This is a genomic window from Streptomyces sp. NPDC004647, assembly GCF_040609575.1.
Taxonomy (GTDB): Bacteria; Actinomycetota; Actinomycetes; order Streptomycetales; family Streptomycetaceae; genus Streptomyces.
Genome location: NZ_JBEXKU010000047.1, coordinates 35,116 through 56,144 on the forward strand (window position 1 = coordinate 35,116; position 21,029 = coordinate 56,144).

The window sequence follows — 21,029 nt, forward strand, 5'->3', positions numbered from 1 at the left end:
CCGAGATGCCCAGCGACGTGATGACACGCCAGGTCAACCAGGCGTTGTTCCGCCACCTGCCCGGCCAAGCTTTCGTGTGGAAGGACAAAGGCACGGTCATCGGCCGCGACCCGTACGCGTCGACCGACCTGGACGTACCACCCGCATGGATCAAACTGCAGATGCGCCGGCTGGTGCGGCCGTTCGCCGAGTCGCTACACGGTGGAACCGGTGTCGGCCCTGAGATCGAAACGATCGAGAGAACGCTCTACGCACTCAAGACGCCGAGCGACCTGCGTGCCGAACGGTGGCCGAACTCCTTCCGCTGCCCCGGCTGCGGCTTCTACACCGTCGTCGGCCCCACCGCGCCGGTGCCGCAATGCCGCAAATGCAAGCGGAATACCGTCCAGTTCACGTTTGTCGAGGCACACAACTGCGGCCACTTCACCGAACTGCGGCCTGCCCGTTGCCGCAACAACTGCGGTGGCGACATGGCGCTCCTTGGCACCTCCAGCTTGAAGGTCTCCACCTGGGCGTGGAAGTGCCTCAAGTGCGGCTACCACAGCAGCCGCGTGTACCGGCAGTGCACCACCTGCCGAAGGGAACACGCGAAAATCGTCCGGGCAACGCAGAAGGCGAATTTCTACCCGCAGCACATCACCGTCCTCAACCCGCCACATCGCGACGACTACCCGATCCTGACCAGCGACGCGACGCACAAGGCCGCGATCGGGCAGTCCCTCCGTATCGTCAACTCGGGCATGGAAGGCCTTCGCACGGCTGCCGCCAGTCCCGCCGGCCCAACCGATGCAGCCCGCGCCACGATCGCCGCGCTGGGCATCACCGAGAACGACCCGCTCTTCCAAGTACTCATGGACAAGGCAGGGGAGAACGCCGCAGGCACGGCGAACTGGGAAGGCGAGATTGACAGCCTGCACCTCACCGACGATCAGATCGAGCTGTTCGGCGACGAGTGCCTGCAACTGACCCTGGCACGAGAGGCCGAGCCGCTGAGCCTCAACGATCTCAAGGCTGAGGCGGACGGTACAGCGCTCGCCGCCCGCTACACCCGCTATGACACGCTGCTGGCCCAGTACAAATTCGCCGATGTCACGCTGCTGCGGGCGCTGCCCATGGCGTTCATCGTCGCCGGCTACACCCGTGTCGAAAGCCAGGCTGGCAACGGCACCCGATTCCACTTCTTTCCCGCTGCTGGCGGCAAGCATCCGATGTACGGCCAGCGAACGACGACCGAGGGACTGCTGTTCACCCTCGATCCGGATGCGATCGTCGACTGGCTCGTCGCCAGCAACGTCATCCCCGACCCGAGGCCGCGCACCGACGCCCGCCGCTGGCTCATCTCAGCCATGGAACCCGCCGTCGGCGTCTTCACCGCCCCCACCCAAATGATCAGCCGGGCGGTGCTCGGTCTCATCCACTCGGCCAGTCACCGGATGATGAAGGCCCTCGCCGTCCGGGCTGGCCTCAACATCGACAGCCTGGCCGAATACCTGTTCCCGGCCAACGGAGCATTCCTCATCTACGCCAACACCCGTAGTGAGTTCACCCTCGGCGGCCTTGAGCACACCTTCCGCTACGACCTCGCCGACGCGCTCGACGAGCTCACCGCCGAGACCCGCTGCATCTTCGACCCGCCGTGCCGCACCAGCTACGAAGGCGCGTGCGCCGCCTGCCTGCACGTCGCCGAGATCGCCTGCGCCCGATTCAACAACACGCTCTCACGCAACTACCTTTTTGGCCGACTGCAGGCCCCGGACCACGACGCCACCGGCCCCGGCGCCGACGACGACTCAAACCCACCGGATATCAAAGTCCCGCCAGCCACAGACAGCACGGCGGTTGTAGGAGACCTGCCGGAGGTGCTGTGGATCCCATTTTGGCCGCACTGAACCCGCTCGTCGACGCACTGCAACGAGCACAGAACCCGAGTGGTGCCTGCCATGACCTCTCGGCCCGAGCCACCGATGGCGGCGACCTCATCGCCGCGCTCGCGGCTTGCGCTCCGCCAGCTGCAGAATTCGCCAACGAGGTCCTAGAGCACGCCGGTGTGGTCGACAGCGGAGGAAAGCCGACCCCTGACGCGGTGGTGCGGCTCGCGCAGACCCAGGTGCTGCTCGCCGAGCGGGCCGCCGCGACAACCGCTGCCCTCGCCGTGACAGTACCCGCCTACCTACGTGCCGACATTCCCGTCGGCCGGTTCACCGAGACAGCACCCGTGTTGCGGGCAATCGCCCAGTCGGCGCAACACCGGCTGTTCATCGCCGCGCCGTACCTCCACCCCGGCTTCATTGAGACGCTTGCACCGGCGATCGAGGCACTCGCCCGACGCGGCGGCACGACGGTGGTCATCACCCGCGCACTGTCCACCATTGCAGGCCCCGCCGCCGCCAACACCGCCGCCATCGCTCTCCTGCGGGACCGCCTTGCGGATGCGGGCGGCACGCTCAGCGTATGCTCTTGGGAGGAAGAGGGGCTGGGAATGCACTTCAAGTGCGTTGCCGCCGACCGGACCAGCGCCTACATCGGATCAGCAAACCTGACCTGGGGCGGCACCGATGCCCACGCCGAGGCCGGAGTAATCCTGCACGGCCCAGAAGTGGCCCGGCTCGTCGAATGGCTTGAGGCTGTCGCCGAAGCCCTGAGGGACCGACGACGTCCAAGAGGCCGCTGAACTGTGGCACCTACAACCTCAAAAGCCATGTGCCGTCGCCGTAGTTGCAGGCTGAGAAGAGGCGCTGAAGAAGGCGGCGGCGGTCCGCCGCGAGCGCGGCGAGGTCCTGGCCAAACCGAAGGACGGGAAGGTCTCGCTGAAGGAGACGCTGCAGCGCGAGGATGCGGTTGTCGGCAAGACGCACGGGCGACGCCTGCTGGAGTCGCTGCCCGGCATCGGCAAGGTCCGCGCCAGCCAGCTCCCGGCCGGCCTCGGCATCTCTGAGCGCCGCCGCGTCCAGGCCTTGGCACCCCGCCAGAAGGAACGCCTGCTCGAACTTCCCGCCGCAGCACTGACCGGCGGCGCCCTGTCGGCCCGCGCCCTGTCCGGCAACGTGAGACCGTCCGCCGTCACGATCAACGGCAGGGGGTACGGCATGGCGTACGAGGACCGTACGTGCCACCGAGCGCCTGGCCCGGCTGATCGATGACTTCTGGCGCGATGCGCGGGCAAAACGGGCACCGGTCCCGGACGACGGCGCGGTGTTCGGCAGTCGATCCAGACGCGCTCGTCACCCACCGCAGGCCGCGGCCGAGACCCAGCAGCATGTGCAGCACCAGCGATTCGATGGCCCCGGTGCGGCCGGTAGACAGGTGTGAGACGAACGCGCTGTGCAGCGCGACCCGGCGGCCCCTTCTTCACCGTGCTGAAGAGACCGCTGTTCTAGGCGGCGGGGGTGATGATCCGGTGCGCCCACGCAGGGAAACTCGTAGGAGCGCTCGGTACGATCCCGATGCTCAGCGGATCCTCCCCGTAGGTGACCGGTACATCGCGCATGGCAGCGTGCAGCTTCTGGGCAACGAGCGGTCCAACCCACGGTGGCAGGCTCTCCCCGCGTACCCCCTCCGCCACAAATACGTCCTCGGTCGAGGCACCCGCGGGAACCGGCTCACGGATGATGACGACCTTCGCCGCGCTGTCGTAGCCCTGAACAGCCTCAATCCAGGCATCGGACACAGGAAACTCGCCGAGCACCATGGCCGCGTGCGAGAACGGCATGACGGCGTTGTCGATGCGGTGCAACGACGTGACGAGCGGAATACCGGGGATCTCCTCAGCGGTGTCGGCGCCGAGGACCAGAACCGGAGTGTCGTCCGGGAGTGATACCGAGGCCTGGAGGACGAACGTGGTGTAGTGAACTGCCATGGAGGGAGCCTAGAGCAGCGCGCTGACAACTCCTCCCGCCAGTTGACAAAGCGACTGGAAACCGCCACGCAGTTTGCATCTCACGCGAAACCAGGACCCGAAACAAGGGCAACACCAGCAGCCCCGCCGCGCTCCACCACCTTCGGGCCTCTCTTGCGGTAACCGGTCTACCTTCGCCGGGACGGCAGCTGAGATGCGTCCGGGCGGCTCTTGTTGCGCAGCAGAGGTGTCTGACCTGCGTTACCGCAAGTTAGATGAGATTGCCGCAGTGCAACACCGAAGGATGTGATCCTCTCCAGCGGGGAACGAGCCGACGAGCTGCGCCGGCTGCGGCGACGGCGGAGCCAGCTGTCCGATTCCGACGGTGGTGTCGTCTTCGTACGGCTCGTGGACGGGGAACTCGCTGGGGCGGCGCCGGTGCCGGTCGCCGGATAGGGCGACGATCCGGTGTGCGGGTACCTTGAATCTCCCTCCTTCCTTCAGGAGGGGGAGGAAGCCAGGATGCGCAAGCTCTCCCGCGCCGCTGAGCGGCCCGCCACACCCGTCGAACTTGCCCACGTCATCGAGGAGCTGCGCCAGCTCTCCGAGCGCACCCGCGGGATCGGTGAACGGCTCCAGACGCTGTCCCGGATCGTCGCGGTGAGGTTGTGCTGCGCACTTGCTTCCGTTCCGGGGCGATCCGTGGGGCGCGGCCGCGGTCGACACGGACCGCGAGGACTTCGGCGGTCCCGCCATCATCCCTTCGCTGAACCAGTTGGATGCCCTTGTCGTCCAGGACGGAACGGACCTGGGGGAGGAGGAGACCACGACGTACCCCGAGGCGATGAAGGGGGGTTCCGCGCTCGATCCTGCTGTCGTGGGAGTCCAAGGCCGCGTACGAGCGGCGCCGCCGCGAGCGGAACGCCGCGGTGGCCGAGAAGGTCTTGCTGATCGACTGCGAGCGCTGCGAGGCCGGATCGGGTGAGCAGTGCCGCACCGTCAACGGATGGGCGGCTGACCAGCCGCACCGCGTCCGCCAGAAGGAGGCGGAGCCCCGGGGCGACGCCCGGCTCGGGTACGTCGGCGACAAGTCGACGCCGAATAGGACCAATTGCATCTGATGCAACTTTCGACAGGCGGCTGCCATGACCGTTTTCGCTGGTCAGTGACCTAGCGCCGGATGAGGTGGAGTGGGGGCTCCCGCACGGATCAGCAGTGCGGGAGTCGACTCACAATGCTGCAGCTGATACAACGCCGCCGTGAGTGGTGAAGCGCCGGGATCGGCACGCCTCGTACTGGCCCGGCCACTACCTTCCACCCTGGGGTAGGGGCAGCAGGCCGGGGCATGTCTGGTCGGTCACGCTGCTGGTGAGGGCCTCCGGTACAGGCAGATGATGACCATGCGCTCGCCTCGCTTGCTGCCCATGGCCCCGATGACGTTGCCTTCGGCGACCGACATGTGATCCAGCTTCCAGCCGACCTCCTCGATGGCTTCCATCTGCTCATTCATGCCGGTAATGGCACCGCTCACCAGGCTGTTGGTGTGCGCCTCGATGAACTTGAACACCAGGATGTTGCGTCCCGCGTCCCAGGCGTGCTGCGCCTCCTTGACGGCCGTCTCTTCCTTAATCGCGTTGATCCAGCCCATGACTGCTCTCGCCTCCACTTCCCAGATTGTGACTTACCGGGCAAAAAGTTGGGCAGTGGGGCGACCTTGTTCGCTATGAACCGGATGGACTGGCGGGCCCTGCTTCGGAGCTCGCACCACCGCACCAACAGGGGAATAGCGCAGGGTCCGAATACCGGCTTTCCGCCAGTTTGATACTTGCCTGGGTTGCGCCGTTTCGCCGCCCGGTTAATGTCGTCAGGGTTTCCTGACGACCCATGTTAGAGTCAGGGAACCCTGACGGCTTCGCGGGAGGCGGTCATCGAACCTGGAGGCGCGCATGGGCTGGATCCATCAGGACGACGAATCGGATCACGAAGGATTCGTAGTCGCTGTCCTGCCGGACGGGGCAGATGCACCCCGGGATACGTGGGAGGACACGGAGAAAGCTAACGCCCAGGACCGGAACTGGGCTTGGAGCATCAAGTACGACGGCGCTGACGGTCGGCCTCGCGCCGCGGGCGTCCGGGCCATCTGCCTCTGCGGCTGGCGGGGGCCCCGCCAGAAGGCCGACTTCGCGACCCTGGAGACCGCAGAGGAAGCGCTGCGCCGACAGTGGTACCACCACGCCGAAGTCAGCATGGCGCGGACTCTCCCCTCTCGCGTCCAGAGGCTGTTCGACGAGTTGGAGGAAGCGGTCCTCGGCCTCGCTTCACCGCCGCGGGAGCCGGCCGAGCTCGACGACACCCGGCCCCTTGCTGCCGTCTACGCCGCCACCCTGCTTCGAGATCACGCCGAGCGCTGGCAAGAGACGGCCGTCCGCGCCGCCAAGGCGGACTACTCCTGGGAGGAGATCGCCCGCGCCCTATGCACGACCAAGCAGTCGGCGCACGAGAAGTACCGCGCCGCCGCCGAGGCCTTCTCATCCGATACGGCCGCGGCAACTGGTGCGGCGCCCCGGGAGGTGCGGTGAACAGCCAGAACACTCCGGCCCGCGACGCTCCGCGGCGCAGGCTCGCCACGCTGGGCGACGCCATCGGCGCCGTGCTCGCCTCCGGCCCGGCCGGCGGCCCCACGTTCGGGCTGCCCGGGCTGGACACGGCGACAGGTGGTCTGCAGCCAGGCCGGCTGACGCTCGTGGCGGCTCGTCCTGACGTGGGCGGAAGCCTGCTGGGGCTGGCCGCCGCACGGCAGACCGCGCTCGTCGACAACCACCGCGTGCTGTACGCGGCGTCGGGACTGAACCAGGCCGACATCATGCGCCGGATCATCTCTGCGGAGACCGGTGGCGACTACCCGCGCCTGAAGCAGGGCCGACTCACTCCGCAGGAGGAGCAGGTTGCCCAGCAGTTGGTCCATGCGCCGTTGATGATCGACGACGGCAGCGATCTGACCGCCGAGGCCATCGCGGAGACCGCCCCGTACGTCCCGGACCTGGCTCTCGTGGTGGTGGACCGGCTCCAGGCCGTCCACAACGCCCGTCTTCCCCTGTCCGGCGACCGCCTGCCGGACGCTTCCCAGAGCCTGGCAGCCCTCGCGCGTACCCTGAACGTCCCGGTTCTGGCCATCGTCGACAGCGACGACCCCGCGCTCCTGGGTCTCCTGGACACCGACGTCCTGATGACGCTCAACCCGACCACTAACCCTGCCAAGGTCCAGGTGACGGTATCCGAGCGGGACTTCGGTACCATCGGCTCGGCTTATCTGCAGCCCGACCTGCTCCACGCCCGCTTCACCGATGCCCCCGAGGGCCGTGCGGTGGAACTTGCGGAAGCGGCGCTTCCCTACACGTCCGGCGCCCAGCAGGGACTCCCCGCCTCCGCCACTCACGCGCTGGCCGCACTGCGCACCGCGGTGGGCAACGGCGACGACGCAGCCGTGGAGAACCTCGGGCCGTCTCTCGTCCAGGCTTTTTCGACGGTGACGCAGCTGCCGGACAACGCCGAGGGCCGCCGCCTGGCCAACGCGCTGCTCGCCTACGACCCCGCGCTGCGCGCCTACTGCCCTGCGCTGAACGCCGACACCGAGACCGGGGCCGCCGGCATCACCGAGCAGCAGGCAACCACCGAACACCCCCCGGCCGCCGCCGCTGCGCAGCCGACCGCGGGCACCGAGCAGACCCCGGACGACGGGGGCGAGGACGACGCGTGGGTACAGCCGGGCGACGAAGAAGAACCGCCCAACACGGTCTTCCCCGCGCTCAACATCCTCAAGGACTGCATGAGGCGGTCGACGTACCACCCCATCTCGGTGATCCGGAAAGAGGACCGGGACGGCGAACCGTGGACGATCTTCCGTGAGGTCATGGACGGCGAACCGCGATGGGTCCACCCCGACATCACGACCGAGAAGACGAAGGCGGGCAAGCGCGACCGGCTCATCGTTCCGGCGGCGTTCCGCACCGGCCGTCTGTGCACCATCGACCGCAACGGCTCCTACCCCTCGGCCTGTTCCGCAGTACCGCTCGCGCCGAACAAGCTCCTGCACACCGGGCCCCTGAATGAGGTCGGCAAGGACCGCGCCGGGGCGTTCCTCATCACTGTCCCCGCCTGGAACCACCCGGACATGCCGCACCCGCTGGGCCGCCTCGCCGAGCGGACCGACGAACAGGGTCGCGCCTGGGTGACTACCCCCCACGTGCGCCAGCTGCAGAACCTCATCAAGAACGGGTTCATCACCGAGCCGCTCATTGTGCACGACTCCTGGACCGGCAAGGCCAACGAGTCCCTCTTCAAGCCCTTCTACGAAAAGGCCCGCGCCGCCCGCGCCGAACTCGTCCAGGCCGGCGGCGAGCCGTATACCGAGTACAAGCGCCGCCTGTCCATCGCGCTGCGCCTGCTGTGGCCCAAGGGCGAGAAGGTCAACTCGCCGTTCTGGCGCCCCGACTGGCGCATGGCCCTGGTCGCCGAGGCCTCCGTACGGCACTGGAGCGTCGCCCACCGCGCCGTCCAGGCCGGACACACCCTCGTCGCCCTGCGCAACGTCGACGAGGCCGTCTTCTTCACCCCCGACGGCCAGGCCCCCGACACCTACAAGGTCGGGACCGGATTCGGCGAGGTCAAGGTCAAGACCGCCTCCCCGGAAGGTGAGCGCTGATGGCCACGGGAGACTCCCTCGGCGCAGCCCTCAACCAGCTGCTCCGCGACCAAGGCGTCCAGCCCCTGCGACGCCTGTCCACCTACCACGCCAAGCACTGGCACGCCCAGCTCAGCCAGCTCACCCACACCCGGCGAGGCTACGAGGCCCTCGAACGCGCCGGGCTGACCGTCCGGCCTGAAACCCTGATCAAGTGGCTGTCCGATCCGGAATACAACGTCCGGCGCAGCTATCGCGAGATCATCCACGCCTCCTACGAAAACGCGGCTGTCATTCCCGCCGACCCCATTCCTCAGTCCTTCAAGGACGGCCAGTTCGAGATCACTGGATGGGTCAAGACGGGCGACGACGAGCGTTTCCGTGGCGGTCTCAACGACACCGGCAGAATTACCGCGCCGCTGCGGATCGACGGCCGTAGCGGCAACTGGGTGGAGATCGAGCGTAAATGGGCCGCGGGCGAACTCGACGACGAATCGTTCGAGGACGCCTTCATCGAATACGTCATTATCGAGGACATCGGTGAGGGCACCGAGGGCTGGGATTTCCCCGGCACCTCGTACACCGTCACCGTCTAGCCGCCAGCGCCCGGCGCGTCCTGTCCGGCGCGTGCGCGCAACCGACTCCCGCCGGACAGACCACCCAAGTGCCCCCGTTGGAGGCGCGGTCCGTCCACAGCTGCCGTAGCCGCAAGGAGCCCGCATGTAACCGGATCCCCCTCATGAACGAGGGGGCTTTCAGCCGCACTGGCTGATGGCCGCGTGTTACCAGCACCAGCCAACTCGCAGTAAGGAGGTGACCGAAGTTGGCTACGTTCCGCGTAGGGCAGGAGACCCACCAAGCTGTGCTTCCTCAGCAGCTTGCTCTGGAATTCGAGTCAGCAGACAACCCTCGGATCGGGGACGAAACGGGGCTCGAAGACCGCTCTGCGGTACCCGGCGCGGGACATGTGCGAGGGGAGACCGGTAGCGCTTCACCTGGCGCTGCCGACGTCACCCCGGCCCGCAAGGGTCGGGAGTCTGCGGGCTGTGAGGCCCGCACCACCCATCCGGTCGTGTTCGTGCTCGACAAGCACGGCCGGCCGCTGCAGCCCACCACGCCCGCGAGGGCAAGGCGGCTGCTCCGTAAGGGCCGGGCCGTGGTTGCCCGGCACACCCCGTTCGTCATCCGCATCAAGGACCGCACCATCGACGGCAGCGAGGTGGACGGTGTGCAGCTGGGCATCGATCCCGGCTCGAAGCACACCGGAATCGCTGTGTTCGCCGAGTCGAAGGAGGGGGAACGCCGTGGCCTGTATGTGATCGACGTGGAGCACCGAGGCGGGCAGATACGGGACAAGCTCACGCAGCGGGCCGCCTACCGGCGGGGCCGGCGCACCCGGAACCTGCGCTATCGCAAGCCGCGGTTTCTCAACCGGCGTCGGCCTGATGGCTGGTTGGCACCCAGCCTGCGGCACCGGGTGGAGACCACCATGTCCTGGACGCTCCGGCTGGCCAGCTGGGCTCCTGTTCAGGCGGTGCATGTCGAGCGGATCGCGTTCGACGTGCACGCCATGGCCGCTGGCCGCCCGCTGGAGGGCGCCGAGTACCAGCACGGCACCCTCGCAGGGACTGAGGTCCGCGAATACCTGCTCGCGAAGTGGCGGCGGGCCTGCGCGTACTGCGGCATCACGAACGTGCCGTTGAACATCGACCACATCCACCCCCGCAGCAGGGGCGGATCCGACCGCATCTCGAATCTCACCCTCGCCTGCGTGCCATGCAACGAAGCCAAGAGCAATCGGCCAGCGGAAGAGTTCCTCAAGCGTAAGCCGAAGCAGCTCGCGAAGATCCTCGCCCAGGCGAAGGCGCCGCTGCGGGACGCCGCCGCCGTTAACGCCACCCGGTGGGCGCTCTGGCGGGCCCTCGAAGCCGTGTTCCCCGCCGTTCGTACGGCCTCGGGTGGGCGGACGAAGTGGAACCGCACCCGAACGGGCCTGCCGAAAACCCACACGTTGGACGCCCTGTGCGTCGGCATGCTCGACACCATTACCCAGCACCCGAGCACGGTGCTCGCTGTCACGTGCACCGGGCGCGGCACCTACACCCGCACCCGCACCGATAAGCACGGCTTCCCCCGCCTCCGCCTTCCGCGTCAGAAGACGTTCTTCGGCTTCCAGACCGGAGACTTCGCCCGCGCCGTCGTCCCCACCGGGAAGAAGGCCGGCACCCACACCGGACGTATCGCCGTACGCGCCACCGGAAGCTTCAACATCCGCACCCGCCACGGTCTCGTCCAAGGCATACGACACAAACACTTCCGCGTGCTCCAGCGAGCAGGCGGATACGCCTACACCACCCAACCCGAGGGAGAGCATTCCGAGGCGACACTGCGGCGCTCCGCGCCGCGCAGCTAAGGATGCTTCTCCTCCCCCGGCTGAAGCCGGGGGTATCCGAAGCAAGGAGAACCTGATGAGCCACCGCATAGAACAGCCGAAGTTACCGCCGATCGCCGTGCACACCGAGACCGCGTCGAACGCCCAGCTCCGTCTGGCCTCGCTGCTCACCTCTGCGGGAGTGAGCGCTGGCGAGGCGCAGCACATGGTCGCGGCGATTCAGGCCGGGGCCGTGGAAGCCGCCCAGTGCGAGGCCATCGAGCTGGACACTCCCGGGCCACGCGGGCGTGGCGACCAGTTCGAGGAAGGCTGGCTCGCCGCGGTACAAGCCGTCGCGAGCAGACTCGCCCACATCGCCGACCGAACCCTCCGCCAGGCGCCGGCCGCCACGCCGGATCCACCGCGCCCGGCCGGCACCACCTTGCCCACGGCCGTCGAGAGCGTGGACGAGGCACAGGTGAGCTGGGTCCTGGCGGTGGCCGAACACATCTTCCGCAACCTGACCGGCTACACCGGCTACAGCCGCGAGATGTCACGCGAGATCCTGTCCGTCGCCCTCCTGTCGGTCAGCGCGGAAGACCAGGCCGGATATCCGCAGCAGCTGGAGGCCTTCGCCGCACAGAACCGCGACCGGCTGACGGCGCTGTACCGCAAGTACGGCCCGGGCGGAGAACTCACCGAACTCGACCGCAGCGGCCTGGCCCAGCAGCCCGAGAGCGTCGTGCTCTGCGAGCGCATCGACACCAGCCCGCGGTGGCTTGAAGGGGTCTGGGACGGAGAGCTGGACGAGTCGCTGCTCGAGCGCTTCAGAAACGTCTGGCAATACGGCATCGAAAAGTAGCGGAGATCGGACGGCGTGCTCGCGGCTCACGCACGGTGGAGCTCCCGACCGCGTGGCGAATCCAGTGAGAGGACGAGAGTTCTCCGAACTCCCTGTCGATGTCTCCCCGTTCTGGGGTGGCACCGGCGTGGGGATCGCCTTCACCGGACGCGGGGTGATCCTGCCGTTCCCGGTGATCGCGTGCCCGTTATCGGCTCCCGCCGTATGGCGCCCAGAGGAGGGACAGGAGTGAACGGACGCTGCCCGCGATGTGAGGAGACGCATCACGTCCGGATCCGCCGTGGCGACAAGATCAGCAATCACACCTGCCCGACCTGCGACGTCCCTCTGCAGGGCGTTGCGGCCGGCCGTAGTCGCGGCCCGGTACCTGTGCCCCATCGACGGGTTCGTCGTCACCCTCGGCCAGACCGGCGTCCAGCTGGACCGCCCCATGCAACTGGTGTGGCAGCCCGGCGAGTTTGGCCGCTGGCACCTCACCGAGCCCGGCCAGTACGACGCCAAGCGCCTCGCGCGGGTCACAGGGCGAATCCTGGGGCCCGGGTGCGTCGTCTCGGACCACTTCGAGCCAGATCATGAACGGCCGACAGGCTGGGAGAAGCAAGCCGGCCTGCGCCTGGTCGACGCCGTCCCCACCGTGCAGGACCTGACGGAACGAGCGGTCGAGCACGGCGACGAGCACGCAATGAAGTACACCGAAGCCTGCATGCGCGAATACATGATCCGGCCAGACCCCCGCTACCTGCTCGCAGCTGACCAGATGCTCGGACGCATCCCTCGCTACTACCGGGGAAAACTGGGGTAGGCCCCCATCCGCAGTTGGCCGCCGGGCAACCGTGTGAGCTCGGGTAAGACCTTGTCGTCCTGGGGGTGTGCTTGTCTGGTCGGGTGACACAGCAGGAAGTGCCTCTGGAGCCCGTTCGACCTCCGACTGCGATCGGAAGCCTGGGATCCTTGCTGATACGGCGTCGCAGCACGCGCAGCTTCGCATCCCGGCCGCTGAGCATCGACCAGGTCGCCGTGGTGATGTGGGCAGCACAGGGACGAACTGCTGGTGGGCGCCGCTCGTGCCCGTCGGCGCACGCACTGTATCCGCTGACGCTCACCATGGTGGCGGGTAACGTCGACGGTCTGGCTGCAGGGACTTACCGGTACGACGCCGAGCGGCATGTGCTGGCTCCGGTCGCCGACGGCGATCACCGCGACCGGGTCGCCGGGACCACCTTGGCTGACCACGACTGGCTGCGACAGGCGGCGGTACTGCTGCTGCTCAGCGGCGACATGGACGCGGCCACGCAACATTTCGCCGATCAGCCGCCGCAGGGGTGTCGTGGGCGGCGGTACGTGTGGCTGGAGGCCGGGCACGCCAGCCAGAACATCTACCTCCAGGCCACCGAGACCGATCTGGGCGCCGTGCTCGTCGCTGGGTTCGACGACGACCGGCTCCTTGGGCTCACCCCTGCGGTCGTTCCATCCGGTCAGCGCCCGCTGGCGCTGTTCGGCGTCGGCCATCCAGCCGATCGACAGAGTTGATGGGGTGGCCGCAGGCGCATACTGGACGCGCTGGGTCCTCTGGGGCCCAGAAGACGTGACGCCGGGAACCCCCGATGGAATCGGGAGCCCGGCGTTTGCGCGGCCGGGCGCCGACTACGGGCAGAGGCGAAGCTCAGCTGACTACAAACAGCTCATAGGGCAGCGGGGACATCGGGCACGTCCCTGGCTAGCGGTGCAGCGGCCGGGGGTCGCCGGGGGCCTGTCAGAGGCCCTCCAGAAAGCTGGTGAGGAACGCTGGTACGCGGACGACAAGACGGCCGCCTACCGGGACGTCGAAGCCCGAGAGAAGGCCGCCGGGGACGCTCTGTCGGCGTGGGTAGACGGCGACTACCACCGCGGCGAACGGGAGATCGCCCGGGCCGCTCTGTTCGCCCTCGGGCAAGCCGCCACCCGGCCCGGGCTCCGCGACATGGCGCGTGTCGCCGCGCCCATCCTGGCCGCCAACTCCGACGAGGAGCACGACCGGCAGTCCCTCGCGGACACCCTACGCAGCGGTCAGCCCTTCCCGAACCCGCCCGGGCTGGCCCCTGCCCCACGTGCCGGAGAAGCAGGGTCGTTCGGGGTCCTCGATGGTGGCGAGCCGTTCGGTCAGCCAGCGCTGGTAAAGCGGATTGGATATTCATGAGCGCCGTGCGGCCATGAATCGCGAGGCCTCTCATTAAGGCGTGAGGCGAGGGGAACACCGGGTGATCACAGGGTCATGATCAGGTCATCACCCGCGAGGGTAGCCGCAGCGGGCGCCTCCGGGCCCCTCCATCATGGAGTGGTTCGGGCAAGAAATTCCTGCAGCTCCCGGTGACGGAACTGGTAAGCCGTTCCAGCTACCCGTACGAGCCCCGCCTCGCAGACCAGTCTAAAAACCGCCCCAACCGCCAGGGCAACCACACCGTTGAACGTCGGCGCACGCACAGCAGCAGTGCCACATACCGCAGACCCGCGAGTCCGCCCGCAAAGTTGACCATGAGCCCGACCACGCATCCGCTCGCAGTTCCAAAGCCGTACACCGGCCCGTTAATGAGCCCGCCAGCGAGCCCTGTCACGACCACAAACGCAAGCCGGGAGCCCAGCACAGTAATACTCCCTCCCATCCAGCTGCCTGAGAGTCCCACCACCAACCCGACCATCAGACCGGCCACGATCCCACCCGCAAGCCCCACCCCAAACCCGTATACCAACCCGATGACCAGCCCCAACACGAGCACAAACAGGACCCCGGACACCAGGTCGTTGCGCACGACGCGCCGGGGGCTACCGCTCCCCACCATCCCGCTGCCGGAGAGCCCCACCATCAATCCGACCGTCAGTCCGACCACGATCCCACCGGCGATCCCAACCCCGAACCCGTACACAAGGCCCAGAACCAGCCCCGACATCAGCCCGGATACGAAATGGCGTCCGCAGAGGGGTCCCGTCCACGCGGGCAGGTGAAGGCCAGACGGTCACCCATGCCTCGATCCCGAACAGCACCGCACACATGGCCATCCCTGCAGACGCGACCCAGACTCGGGGAAACACGATGACCTGCACCGACCACACCGGCGGCCCGCACGCTCCAGCCGGCCAGCCCTGCCGGGCCTCGTTCATGCTCTGCCTGTCCTGCCCCTGCGCGAGAGCCGCCCCGCACCACCTGCCCTTCCAGGTCCTGGTCCACGACGCGCTCGACGAACGCCGACGCTTGATGACCCCGCTGACGTGGTCCGACCGATTCGCTCTGCCGTCCACCCAGCTCGCTGACCTGCTGGACCGCGCCGGGCAGGCACCGGTGGAGCACGCCCGGCACACGGCGACCGAGGACCAGAAGAAGATCGTCCAGCGCTTCCTCAACCGAGAGATGGACCTGCGGTGACCTCCCCCCCTGCACGCTCACGACACCGACCCGGAAGACTTCGTCCCGGAGGCCCCCGAGGCCGGCACGCTGGTGCTGGCCGGCCGGGACCTGGCCCCGGGCGCCGTCGCGGTGTCCGTGTTCGCCGATGACCGGTGAAACCTGACCCCCGCGGTCTTCGAGGCCCACGCCACCGCGATCTCGCTGAACTGGCTGGCCGTCCCCGACCCGTTCCGCCAGCCGTTGAAGTACTACTTCTGGCAGCTGATCAACCACGACACCCCGGTCCTTCTCCGCAACAGCCAGGGCCCCCGCCCTTCGATCAGGACCGTCAACGCAGCCTTCCCCAAGATCGTCTTCTTCGTGAAGTGGCTGCTGGCCGACGGCATCGTCTCCCCCGACGAGGTCACCGGCGAGGACCTGGAGCGCTACCTCGACTTCGTCGACGACGCCGAGAACTCCCGCGACAGCAAGGAAGACCTGCTGCACGAGATCCGCCGGCTCTGGAGCTACCGCACCCGGATCCCGGCCGACGCCCGCCTGCCCGCGTCGCCGCCCTGGGGCGGGGACGACATGATCGACTTGCTCGGCGCCCACCGCCGGCACGCGGGAAACAAGACTCCCCGGATCGCCCCGCAGGTCATGGAAGTGCTGCTTTTGTGGGCACTGCGGTTCGTCCAGGACTTCGCCGACGACATCATCGCCGCTGCCATCGAGGAATGACGGCTCTGGGCCAGCGGCGGCACCAGCCGCGGCAAGTCCGGCACGGCCCGCGCCGGCCACGAGATGGGCGAGGCCCAACTGGCACTGCGGGACTTCCTCGCCCGTCTGTCCGACGAAGGCGGATCACTGCCCGGCCGCCGCACCGACGACGGAACCCTGGAGGTGAATTGGAGCCATCTCACCCGCCTGCTGGACACCAGTGCCAACTACTTCGGCATCGGCAGGCCGTCCCGCCGGATCGTCCAGGAATCGGGCCTGCCGATCTGCGAGCGGATCCTCCTCGACACCCCGATCACGGGCCGCGTCGGCCAGCAGCCCTGGAGAACCGAACGGATCGCCTACGACGAGGTCCAACACCTCTGCCGGCTGCTGACCATGGCCTGCTTCATCGTGGTGTCCTACCTCTCGGGCGCCCTCCCGCCAGTAGTCCTCAACCTCGAACGCGGCTGCATCACCTACGACGAGGCCGCCCGGCTGTGGTTGATGAACGGCCGCCGCTGGAAGGGCGCCACCGACGAGGACGGGACGAAGATCCCCGAAGGCGAAGAACGGCACGACCCCTGGACCGTGATCGAACTCGTCGCCCGAGCGGTCAGCGTCCTGGAACGGCTGCACGACCGTCGCCTCCTCTTCCCGGTGCTGCTGGACGAGCGCCGCAACGTCGGCGGTTCGGCGGCCCGCCGCCGTCCGGGACAGGCGCTGACTGGCAGCGCGATGGGCGAGGACATCACCCAGTTCATCGCATGGGTCAACGCCTACTGCGACAGCCGTGGGTGGAATCAGGAGCGGATCCCTGACGATCCGGCCGGCGTGATCTCTCCGTCCCGCTTTCGAAGGACCCTGGCCTGGCATATCGTCCGCCGCCCGCGGGGCTTGGTCGCCTGCGCGATCCAGTACTCGCACGTCAACGTCGCCATCACACTCGGTTACGGCACCTACGAATCCGGCTTCCCCGACGATCATGCCTACGAGCAGTGGCTGTCCAGCCTGGAACAACTCGCCGAGGACGAAGAACGACTGGCCAAGGGCGAGCACGTCAGCGGCCCGGCCGCCTACACCTACCGGCACCGCGTCCACGGGGCGAACGCCCGCTTCGCCGGCCGTGTCCTGACCACCCGTCGGGCAGGCCCACGATCTGCTGGCCAACACCGAGTTGCAGATCTATCCCGGCAGAGCGATGACCTGCGTCTTCGACGCCGCGAAAGCCCCCTGCCAGCTGCGTCGCAGCCAGGACGACTCCACCCGCACCCCCGATCAGGACGACTGCCGTCCAACCACCTGCCAGAACATCGCCTACACCGACCGCGACATCGCCGCCGGAATCCCCGGCGAACGCGCGGGTCCCGAGTCACCCCGGCGCCATTCGTTCCAACTCCCAGAGAGGTCACTCACCGTGACAACCGTGATCGTCATGCACGGCGAACTCCTCGTCGACGGCGCCCTTGTTGCCCTTCGCCTCGGCGGCCCGCAGCCCGTCGTACGTCAGCTCGCGTTGAAGGTCGCGCTGGAGCTCGCCGGGTTTGCTGACACTCGCCACCCATCCTGAAGGCGCATGCGAAAACCTTGATTTTAGTTGACGCATGCTAGAACTGATGGGATAGTTGGCGCATGCGGAAAGTCCGCAGTGAAGAAGGAGGAAGCATGCCGCGCGTCAACGTCTTCGCTTACCCGACCAGCGAATACGACGAGGACGGTCCCCAGCTCGCTGGCTGGTTCGACCCCAACTCCGCCACTAAGTACGACGAAGGCACCCGCTGGGACGGGAACAACAACGTGTCCGTCAACCCCGTCGGCCAGTACGGGCACCAGGCCCTGTACCGCACCAAGGGCGGCCGGTGGGTCCTCAACACCTGGTCCCAGTGGCAGGGCTCGGAGGACCGGTACGAGTTCGTGGACGACGCCACCGCGAAGGACTGGCTGCTCCGCAACGATGAGGACGACGCGGTCGAGCAGTGGTTCGGAGAGCTGGAGGAGGAGTCGGGGCCGAACCTCGGCGGGCGCCCGGCCGTGGGCACCAAGGTCGAGACCCGGCTCCCGGACGACGTGCTGGCTGCCCTGGACGAGCGAGCCAAGGCTGAGGGCACCTCTCGCGCCGAGATGATCCGCCGCCTGGTGACCGCCAGCCTGTGACCCTGCGCCACCGTGCACGCCGAAGCCTGACCTGATGGAGGAACGATGACCGATACCCCCGCCGTGAGCGTACGACCGCCACCCCGGCGACCGTGAGGACGAAGCGGAGCCGGGCCAGGAGGACCAAGGCGCGGTCGAAGGCGGGGGGAGTCGTCACGCCGCCACCCCCAGCGGGGCCGGGGAGTCGGCCAGCATCGCGAGGGCGGTGATGCGCTCGACGGCGTGGTCCTCAGCAGCGGGCGCGGCGGGCAGTCGGCGGGCCTCGAACCAGTCGCCGAAGTCAGTCGCGTTCTCGCGGGTGTTCCGGGCCAACCGGAAGTGGTCGGCGATGACGCGCCGGGCGATCGTGCGCAGCAGACCGGACGTGCGGTTGCCGAGATCGAGTGAATCGGCGTCGCGAGCCCTGGCTGCGGGTGGCGGCGGACGAGATCCTGCAAGCAGGTATGGCACTGACCGACATCATCGCCGTACGGCGCGCAGACCCGACGACGCCTCTGTCTCCTCTACCCGGCTAATCCCCACCCCAGGAACCCCCTAATGCCCGCACCAGCACCAGCACCAGTCCCGGACCCTCGACGTTCTGCCCTGACGGACGTGCTTGTCCCACTTCTTCGCGCCAGCTGCTCTCCGAACGGCGGCGGCTACGGCGGCAGCGTCGAACTCCGGATGCCCGACGCGGAGGCCGACGACCTCGGTGGTGCTGACCTGCTCCGAGCCACGCTTCGCGCAGCAGCACGTCAACTGGGCTGGAAGACCGAGACCTACGCCATGGCGGGGACCGTCCACGGGACGATGGTGGGTGTCGTGGACCGCCGCGAGGTTCCGGCACCGTTCAGTGAGGCGGTCGCAGCCGACACGGCCCGCCGCATGCGCATCGCCGTCGACCGGGTGGGACCCCGCGGCGGCGCACCGCGTCAGCCTGCCCCCTCAGCGGACGCCGACCCGCACATGCCCATCGCGGCTCTCAGGATCGCGTACGCCGAAGCCCGACAAGACGAGTAGCGGGTCGCCACACCCTCCACAACAGCGCCCGCCGCTCCAGGGACTGGCCCGAGCTGACAGCTGGCGGCCTCCCTCTGCGCCCGGTACTCACCGCCTCCACCGCCCCAGGGGGCACCGGTCCTCGCGCCGCCCGCCGATCCGCGCGAGAGCGTGGCATACGGTCAGCTTGTCTTTTAAGGTCTGGGTCGGTCGCGTTCGGTGATGCTCTCGGGCCGTTTCACGGTCTTGCCCACGTCGTCGCGGGTGGCTGGCCGCCGGTTCTTCGAGCCGAGCGGCCGTCCGGGCCCGGGTCGTGAGGGTTTGGGTGCTTGGGCCGGGCAGGCGAGATGCGGGCGGAGGTTCCGGAACCCGCGGCGGACCCGGGCGGGAGTGAGCCGACCGGGCTCGGTCGGCTTCTCCCAGGGGCGCCGGATGTCGGCGGCGGCCCGGCGGAGGAGCCTCAGCTGGGTGTGGGCGGCGATGATCAGCCATGTCCAGCGGTCGCCGGCCTCGGGGGTCCGGAGTTTCGGCCGGGTCCAGCCGAGGGTCTGTTTGATCATTCGGAACGTGTGCTCCACGTCTTCTCCGAACTAGAGACTCAGGAGTTGCCCCCGTCACCGCGCAAGCTCCTACACTCCAGCGCAGGGCTCAGTACGGGGACAGGGGCACTGGGATGGGAAGAGTTCGCGTAACCAAGCACGAACAGCTCCGGGGCGGTGGGCAAGGAACGGTCTGGCGGGCTAAGCGGCTTGACACTAACGAGACCTTCGTCATTAAGTACCCACTTGATTCTTTGGACATGTCCGAAGGGGCAGCCGGACCGGAGACGCTTCGTTCGCGAGGTTCGCTACCAATCAACTCTGCGCCACGTCGGCATCATGCCTATCGTAGGCATGAACCTAAAGGCAGAGACGCCATTCTTCTTTACGGCGAGATGCTCGCCTCGGAACGCGGCGAGCAGTCGTTCGGCGGTCAGGGGAGTTGCCATGGTAAGAATCTCCAAAGATGAAAAAGACCCCGCTGATTGGAGCGCCTGGACCAAACAGTCGAGTGGTCGGTGAGTATGGATCGCTGACGAAACGCTTCAGCACTCGAAATTGCGCGAGACTGGGCAGAGAGCAAGACGCATGCGCCTCACCAGTAACATGTCAAACATCATTAAGATAGTTCACTAGTGACACTCGGACTTGTGTCATGCTTTGAGCCATGACTTCCGGAGGGCGGCAAGTAGCAGCGGGCGGGGGGGTGCTCGGAATCCTCGCCTTGGTGGTCGGTGTTTTGGCCTGGCTCTTCCCCGTGGGGGGTGATGATGAGCCTTCCACAAGTGGTGGTGGGGGAGGTTCGTCCTCCACTTCGGGCGGAGGGAGCGATGGAGGAGTTGCCTCCGCTTCCGGTGGAGGGAGTGATGGAGGAACTTCCTCCGCGTCCACGAGTGGAGGAAGTGATGCGGGAGGAACCTCCACCAGCACTGGAGGGGGCGGAACGACAATTGGTGGCGATGAGGGCGCGCCTTCCGGTCTGTTGCCGGATCGCTACGTTGGTCGGTGGAGCGGATTGGCCACCGCCAGTTACGCTGATTCCGAAGGTGTTCAGCGGCAAGGCAAGATGCGAGTCGTCATCACGATTTCCATGTCGGACGCCCCAGGGGCAACTGTGGGTGAGTACTTCTATGATCCGGCCTGCACGGGTGAACTGATCCTACAAAGCGCTACGATCGGCATGGCGCGATTGAAGGAGGATTCCTCGACCGATATTCCGTCATGTCCTTCACGCAGCGAAGTGACGTTGAAGTATCGAGCCGATGGTCGAGTCGATTACTCACACGACTTGCCCAAATTTTCTGGGGTTCTCGCGCGGGGTTAATGGCCGACGCCCTCAACAGGATGCCGCGTATCCAGAGCAGGATGCCCAGGACGGTCAGGCGAGGCCGCACCAAAACCTATTGGCGCCGTTCTCCATCGAGGCGACGCTGATCGTTGCGGATGCGGTCGCGGCGCCGGTCGAGTAGACGCCGAAAACGGCGCACGGGGGGCTCACTGCCAGGAGAGATCCTGAAAGAGCTGTAGCAGG

Annotated in this window: 21 protein-coding genes and 2 pseudogenes; 19 read left to right on the forward strand and 4 right to left on the reverse strand. The window is 67.5% G+C overall.

Annotation, left to right across the window (positions count from 1 at the left end; translation table 11 throughout):
- The first annotated feature begins 5 nt into the window (after positions 1-5).
- The 3 genes and pseudogenes from ABZW18_RS21245 to mihF all read left to right on the forward strand — a co-directional run.
- A complete protein-coding gene (locus ABZW18_RS21245; RefSeq protein ID WP_356189580.1) occupies positions 6-1,889 on the forward strand; it encodes a hypothetical protein in 1,884 nt (627 codons plus the stop codon).
- Positions 1,877-2,671 (forward strand): phospholipase D family protein, encoded by a 795-nt coding sequence (locus ABZW18_RS21250; RefSeq protein ID WP_356189582.1) that lies wholly within the window; start codon positions 1,877-1,879, stop codon positions 2,669-2,671. The genes ABZW18_RS21245 and ABZW18_RS21250 overlap by 13 nt, the downstream gene beginning before the upstream one ends.
- Positions 2,672-2,735: 64 nt before the next feature.
- Positions 2,736-2,957, forward strand: a pseudogene (gene mihF, locus ABZW18_RS21255) (integration host factor, actinobacterial type); the annotation flags it as partial.
- Between the two features lie 416 nt (positions 2,958-3,373).
- Here mihF and ABZW18_RS21260 read toward each other — a convergent pair.
- On the reverse strand, positions 3,374-3,856 hold the full coding sequence (locus tag ABZW18_RS21260) for a hypothetical protein (protein WP_356189583.1): 483 nt from the start codon (positions 3,854-3,856) through the stop codon (positions 3,374-3,376).
- 285 nt (positions 3,857-4,141) lie between these two features.
- Between ABZW18_RS21260 and ABZW18_RS21265 the strand changes: the two genes are divergently transcribed.
- Complete coding sequence (locus ABZW18_RS21265; RefSeq protein ID WP_356189584.1) at positions 4,142-4,291, forward strand: hypothetical protein; 150 nt, start codon at positions 4,142-4,144, stop codon at positions 4,289-4,291.
- 473 nt (positions 4,292-4,764) lie between these two features.
- Positions 4,765-4,956, forward strand: a complete 192-nt coding sequence (locus tag ABZW18_RS21270; RefSeq protein WP_356189586.1) for a hypothetical protein — start codon at positions 4,765-4,767, stop codon at positions 4,954-4,956.
- A 236-nt stretch (positions 4,957-5,192) separates the two neighbouring features.
- Here the strand turns inward: ABZW18_RS21270 and ABZW18_RS21275 are convergent, their stop codons facing one another.
- Positions 5,193-5,483 carry a hypothetical protein gene (locus tag ABZW18_RS21275; RefSeq protein WP_356189588.1) on the reverse strand — a complete coding sequence of 97 codons (291 nt, stop codon included), beginning with the start codon at positions 5,481-5,483 and terminating at the stop codon, positions 5,193-5,195.
- A gap of 298 nt (positions 5,484-5,781) precedes the next feature.
- Here ABZW18_RS21275 and ABZW18_RS21280 point away from each other — a divergent pair, with 298 nt between their 5' ends.
- From ABZW18_RS21280 to ABZW18_RS21335, 12 genes are all read left to right on the forward strand, one after another.
- The gene (locus ABZW18_RS21280) at positions 5,782-6,414 is read left to right on the forward strand and encodes a hypothetical protein (RefSeq protein ID WP_356189590.1); all 633 of its coding nucleotides are present in this window, start codon (positions 5,782-5,784) and stop codon (positions 6,412-6,414) included.
- Positions 6,411-8,537, forward strand: a complete 2,127-nt coding sequence (locus ABZW18_RS21285; protein ID WP_356189592.1) for a DnaB-like helicase C-terminal domain-containing protein — start codon at positions 6,411-6,413, stop codon at positions 8,535-8,537. The genes ABZW18_RS21280 and ABZW18_RS21285 overlap by 4 nt, the downstream gene beginning before the upstream one ends.
- Complete coding sequence (locus ABZW18_RS21290; protein ID WP_356189594.1) at positions 8,537-9,112, forward strand: hypothetical protein; 576 nt, start codon at positions 8,537-8,539, stop codon at positions 9,110-9,112. Before ABZW18_RS21285 ends, ABZW18_RS21290 begins: the two co-directional genes overlap by 1 nt.
- 476 nt (positions 9,113-9,588) lie before the next feature.
- Positions 9,589-10,929 carry an RNA-guided endonuclease IscB gene (gene iscB, locus ABZW18_RS21295; RefSeq protein WP_356189596.1) on the forward strand — a complete coding sequence of 447 codons (1,341 nt, stop codon included), beginning with the start codon at positions 9,589-9,591 and terminating at the stop codon, positions 10,927-10,929.
- Between the two features lie 55 nt (positions 10,930-10,984).
- The gene (locus tag ABZW18_RS21300; protein ID WP_356189598.1) at positions 10,985-11,749 is read left to right on the forward strand and encodes a hypothetical protein; all 765 of its coding nucleotides are present in this window, start codon (positions 10,985-10,987) and stop codon (positions 11,747-11,749) included.
- 337 nt (positions 11,750-12,086) lie between these two features.
- Positions 12,087-12,551: a hypothetical protein gene (locus tag ABZW18_RS21305; RefSeq protein WP_356189600.1), complete on the forward strand. Its 465-nt coding sequence runs from the start codon at positions 12,087-12,089 to the stop codon at positions 12,549-12,551.
- 149 nt (positions 12,552-12,700) lie between these two features.
- Complete coding sequence (locus ABZW18_RS21310) at positions 12,701-13,279, forward strand: SagB/ThcOx family dehydrogenase (protein ID WP_356189602.1); 579 nt, start codon at positions 12,701-12,703, stop codon at positions 13,277-13,279.
- A gap of 193 nt (positions 13,280-13,472) precedes the next feature.
- Positions 13,473-13,925, forward strand: a complete 453-nt coding sequence (locus ABZW18_RS21315; RefSeq protein ID WP_356189603.1) for a hypothetical protein — start codon at positions 13,473-13,475, stop codon at positions 13,923-13,925.
- Between the two features lie 891 nt (positions 13,926-14,816).
- A complete protein-coding gene (locus ABZW18_RS21320) occupies positions 14,817-15,146 on the forward strand; it encodes a hypothetical protein (RefSeq protein ID WP_356189605.1) in 330 nt (109 codons plus the stop codon).
- A 222-nt stretch (positions 15,147-15,368) separates the two neighbouring features.
- On the forward strand, positions 15,369-15,848 hold the full coding sequence (locus ABZW18_RS21325) for a hypothetical protein (protein WP_356189607.1): 480 nt from the start codon (positions 15,369-15,371) through the stop codon (positions 15,846-15,848).
- Between the two features lie 63 nt (positions 15,849-15,911).
- Positions 15,912-17,375 carry a hypothetical protein gene (locus ABZW18_RS21330; RefSeq protein ID WP_356189622.1) on the forward strand — a complete coding sequence of 488 codons (1,464 nt, stop codon included), beginning with the start codon at positions 15,912-15,914 and terminating at the stop codon, positions 17,373-17,375.
- A 114-nt stretch (positions 17,376-17,489) separates the two neighbouring features.
- Complete coding sequence (locus ABZW18_RS21335) at positions 17,490-17,978, forward strand: CopG family transcriptional regulator (protein WP_356189609.1); 489 nt, start codon at positions 17,490-17,492, stop codon at positions 17,976-17,978.
- A gap of 153 nt (positions 17,979-18,131) precedes the next feature.
- Here the strand turns inward: ABZW18_RS21335 and ABZW18_RS21340 are convergent, their stop codons facing one another.
- Positions 18,132-18,428, reverse strand: coding sequence for a hypothetical protein (locus ABZW18_RS21340; RefSeq protein WP_356189611.1), 297 nt, complete (start codon positions 18,426-18,428; stop codon positions 18,132-18,134).
- 144 nt (positions 18,429-18,572) lie between these two features.
- On the opposite strand from ABZW18_RS21340, the gene ABZW18_RS21345 reads away from it, so the two are divergent.
- Positions 18,573-18,980 carry a hypothetical protein gene (locus ABZW18_RS21345; protein ID WP_356189613.1) on the forward strand — a complete coding sequence of 136 codons (408 nt, stop codon included), beginning with the start codon at positions 18,573-18,575 and terminating at the stop codon, positions 18,978-18,980.
- 173 nt (positions 18,981-19,153) lie between these two features.
- Here the strand turns inward: ABZW18_RS21345 and ABZW18_RS21350 are convergent.
- A pseudogene (locus ABZW18_RS21350) lies at positions 19,154-19,550 on the reverse strand (transposase); the annotation flags it as partial.
- 1,210 nt (positions 19,551-20,760) lie between these two features.
- Here ABZW18_RS21350 and ABZW18_RS21355 point away from each other — a divergent pair.
- Positions 20,761-20,967: a hypothetical protein gene (locus ABZW18_RS21355; protein ID WP_356189615.1), complete on the forward strand. Its 207-nt coding sequence runs from the start codon at positions 20,761-20,763 to the stop codon at positions 20,965-20,967.
- The last annotated feature ends 62 nt before the right edge of the window (positions 20,968-21,029 follow it).

Excerpts from the sequence above, each read along its gene's own strand:
- ABZW18_RS21245 (WP_356189580.1), top strand. The coding sequence starts at position 6 with ATGCCCAGCGACGTGATGACACGCCAGGTCAACCAGGCGTTGTTCCGC.
- ABZW18_RS21260 (WP_356189583.1), bottom strand. The coding sequence starts at position 3,856 with ATGGCAGTTCACTACACCACGTTCGTCCTCCAGGCCTCGGTATCACTC.
- ABZW18_RS21275 (WP_356189588.1), bottom strand. The coding sequence starts at position 5,483 with ATGGGCTGGATCAACGCGATTAAGGAAGAGACGGCCGTCAAGGAGGCG.
- ABZW18_RS21280 (WP_356189590.1), top strand. The coding sequence starts at position 5,782 with ATGGGCTGGATCCATCAGGACGACGAATCGGATCACGAAGGATTCGTA.
- ABZW18_RS21290 (WP_356189594.1), top strand. The coding sequence starts at position 8,537 with ATGGCCACGGGAGACTCCCTCGGCGCAGCCCTCAACCAGCTGCTCCGC.
- ABZW18_RS21300 (WP_356189598.1), top strand. The coding sequence starts at position 10,985 with ATGAGCCACCGCATAGAACAGCCGAAGTTACCGCCGATCGCCGTGCAC.
- ABZW18_RS21320 (WP_356189605.1), top strand. The coding sequence starts at position 14,817 with ATGACCTGCACCGACCACACCGGCGGCCCGCACGCTCCAGCCGGCCAG.
- ABZW18_RS21330 (WP_356189622.1), top strand. The coding sequence starts at position 15,912 with ATGGGCGAGGCCCAACTGGCACTGCGGGACTTCCTCGCCCGTCTGTCC.
- ABZW18_RS21335 (WP_356189609.1), top strand. The coding sequence starts at position 17,490 with ATGCCGCGCGTCAACGTCTTCGCTTACCCGACCAGCGAATACGACGAG.
- ABZW18_RS21355 (WP_356189615.1), top strand. The coding sequence starts at position 20,761 with ATGGTCGAGTCGATTACTCACACGACTTGCCCAAATTTTCTGGGGTTC.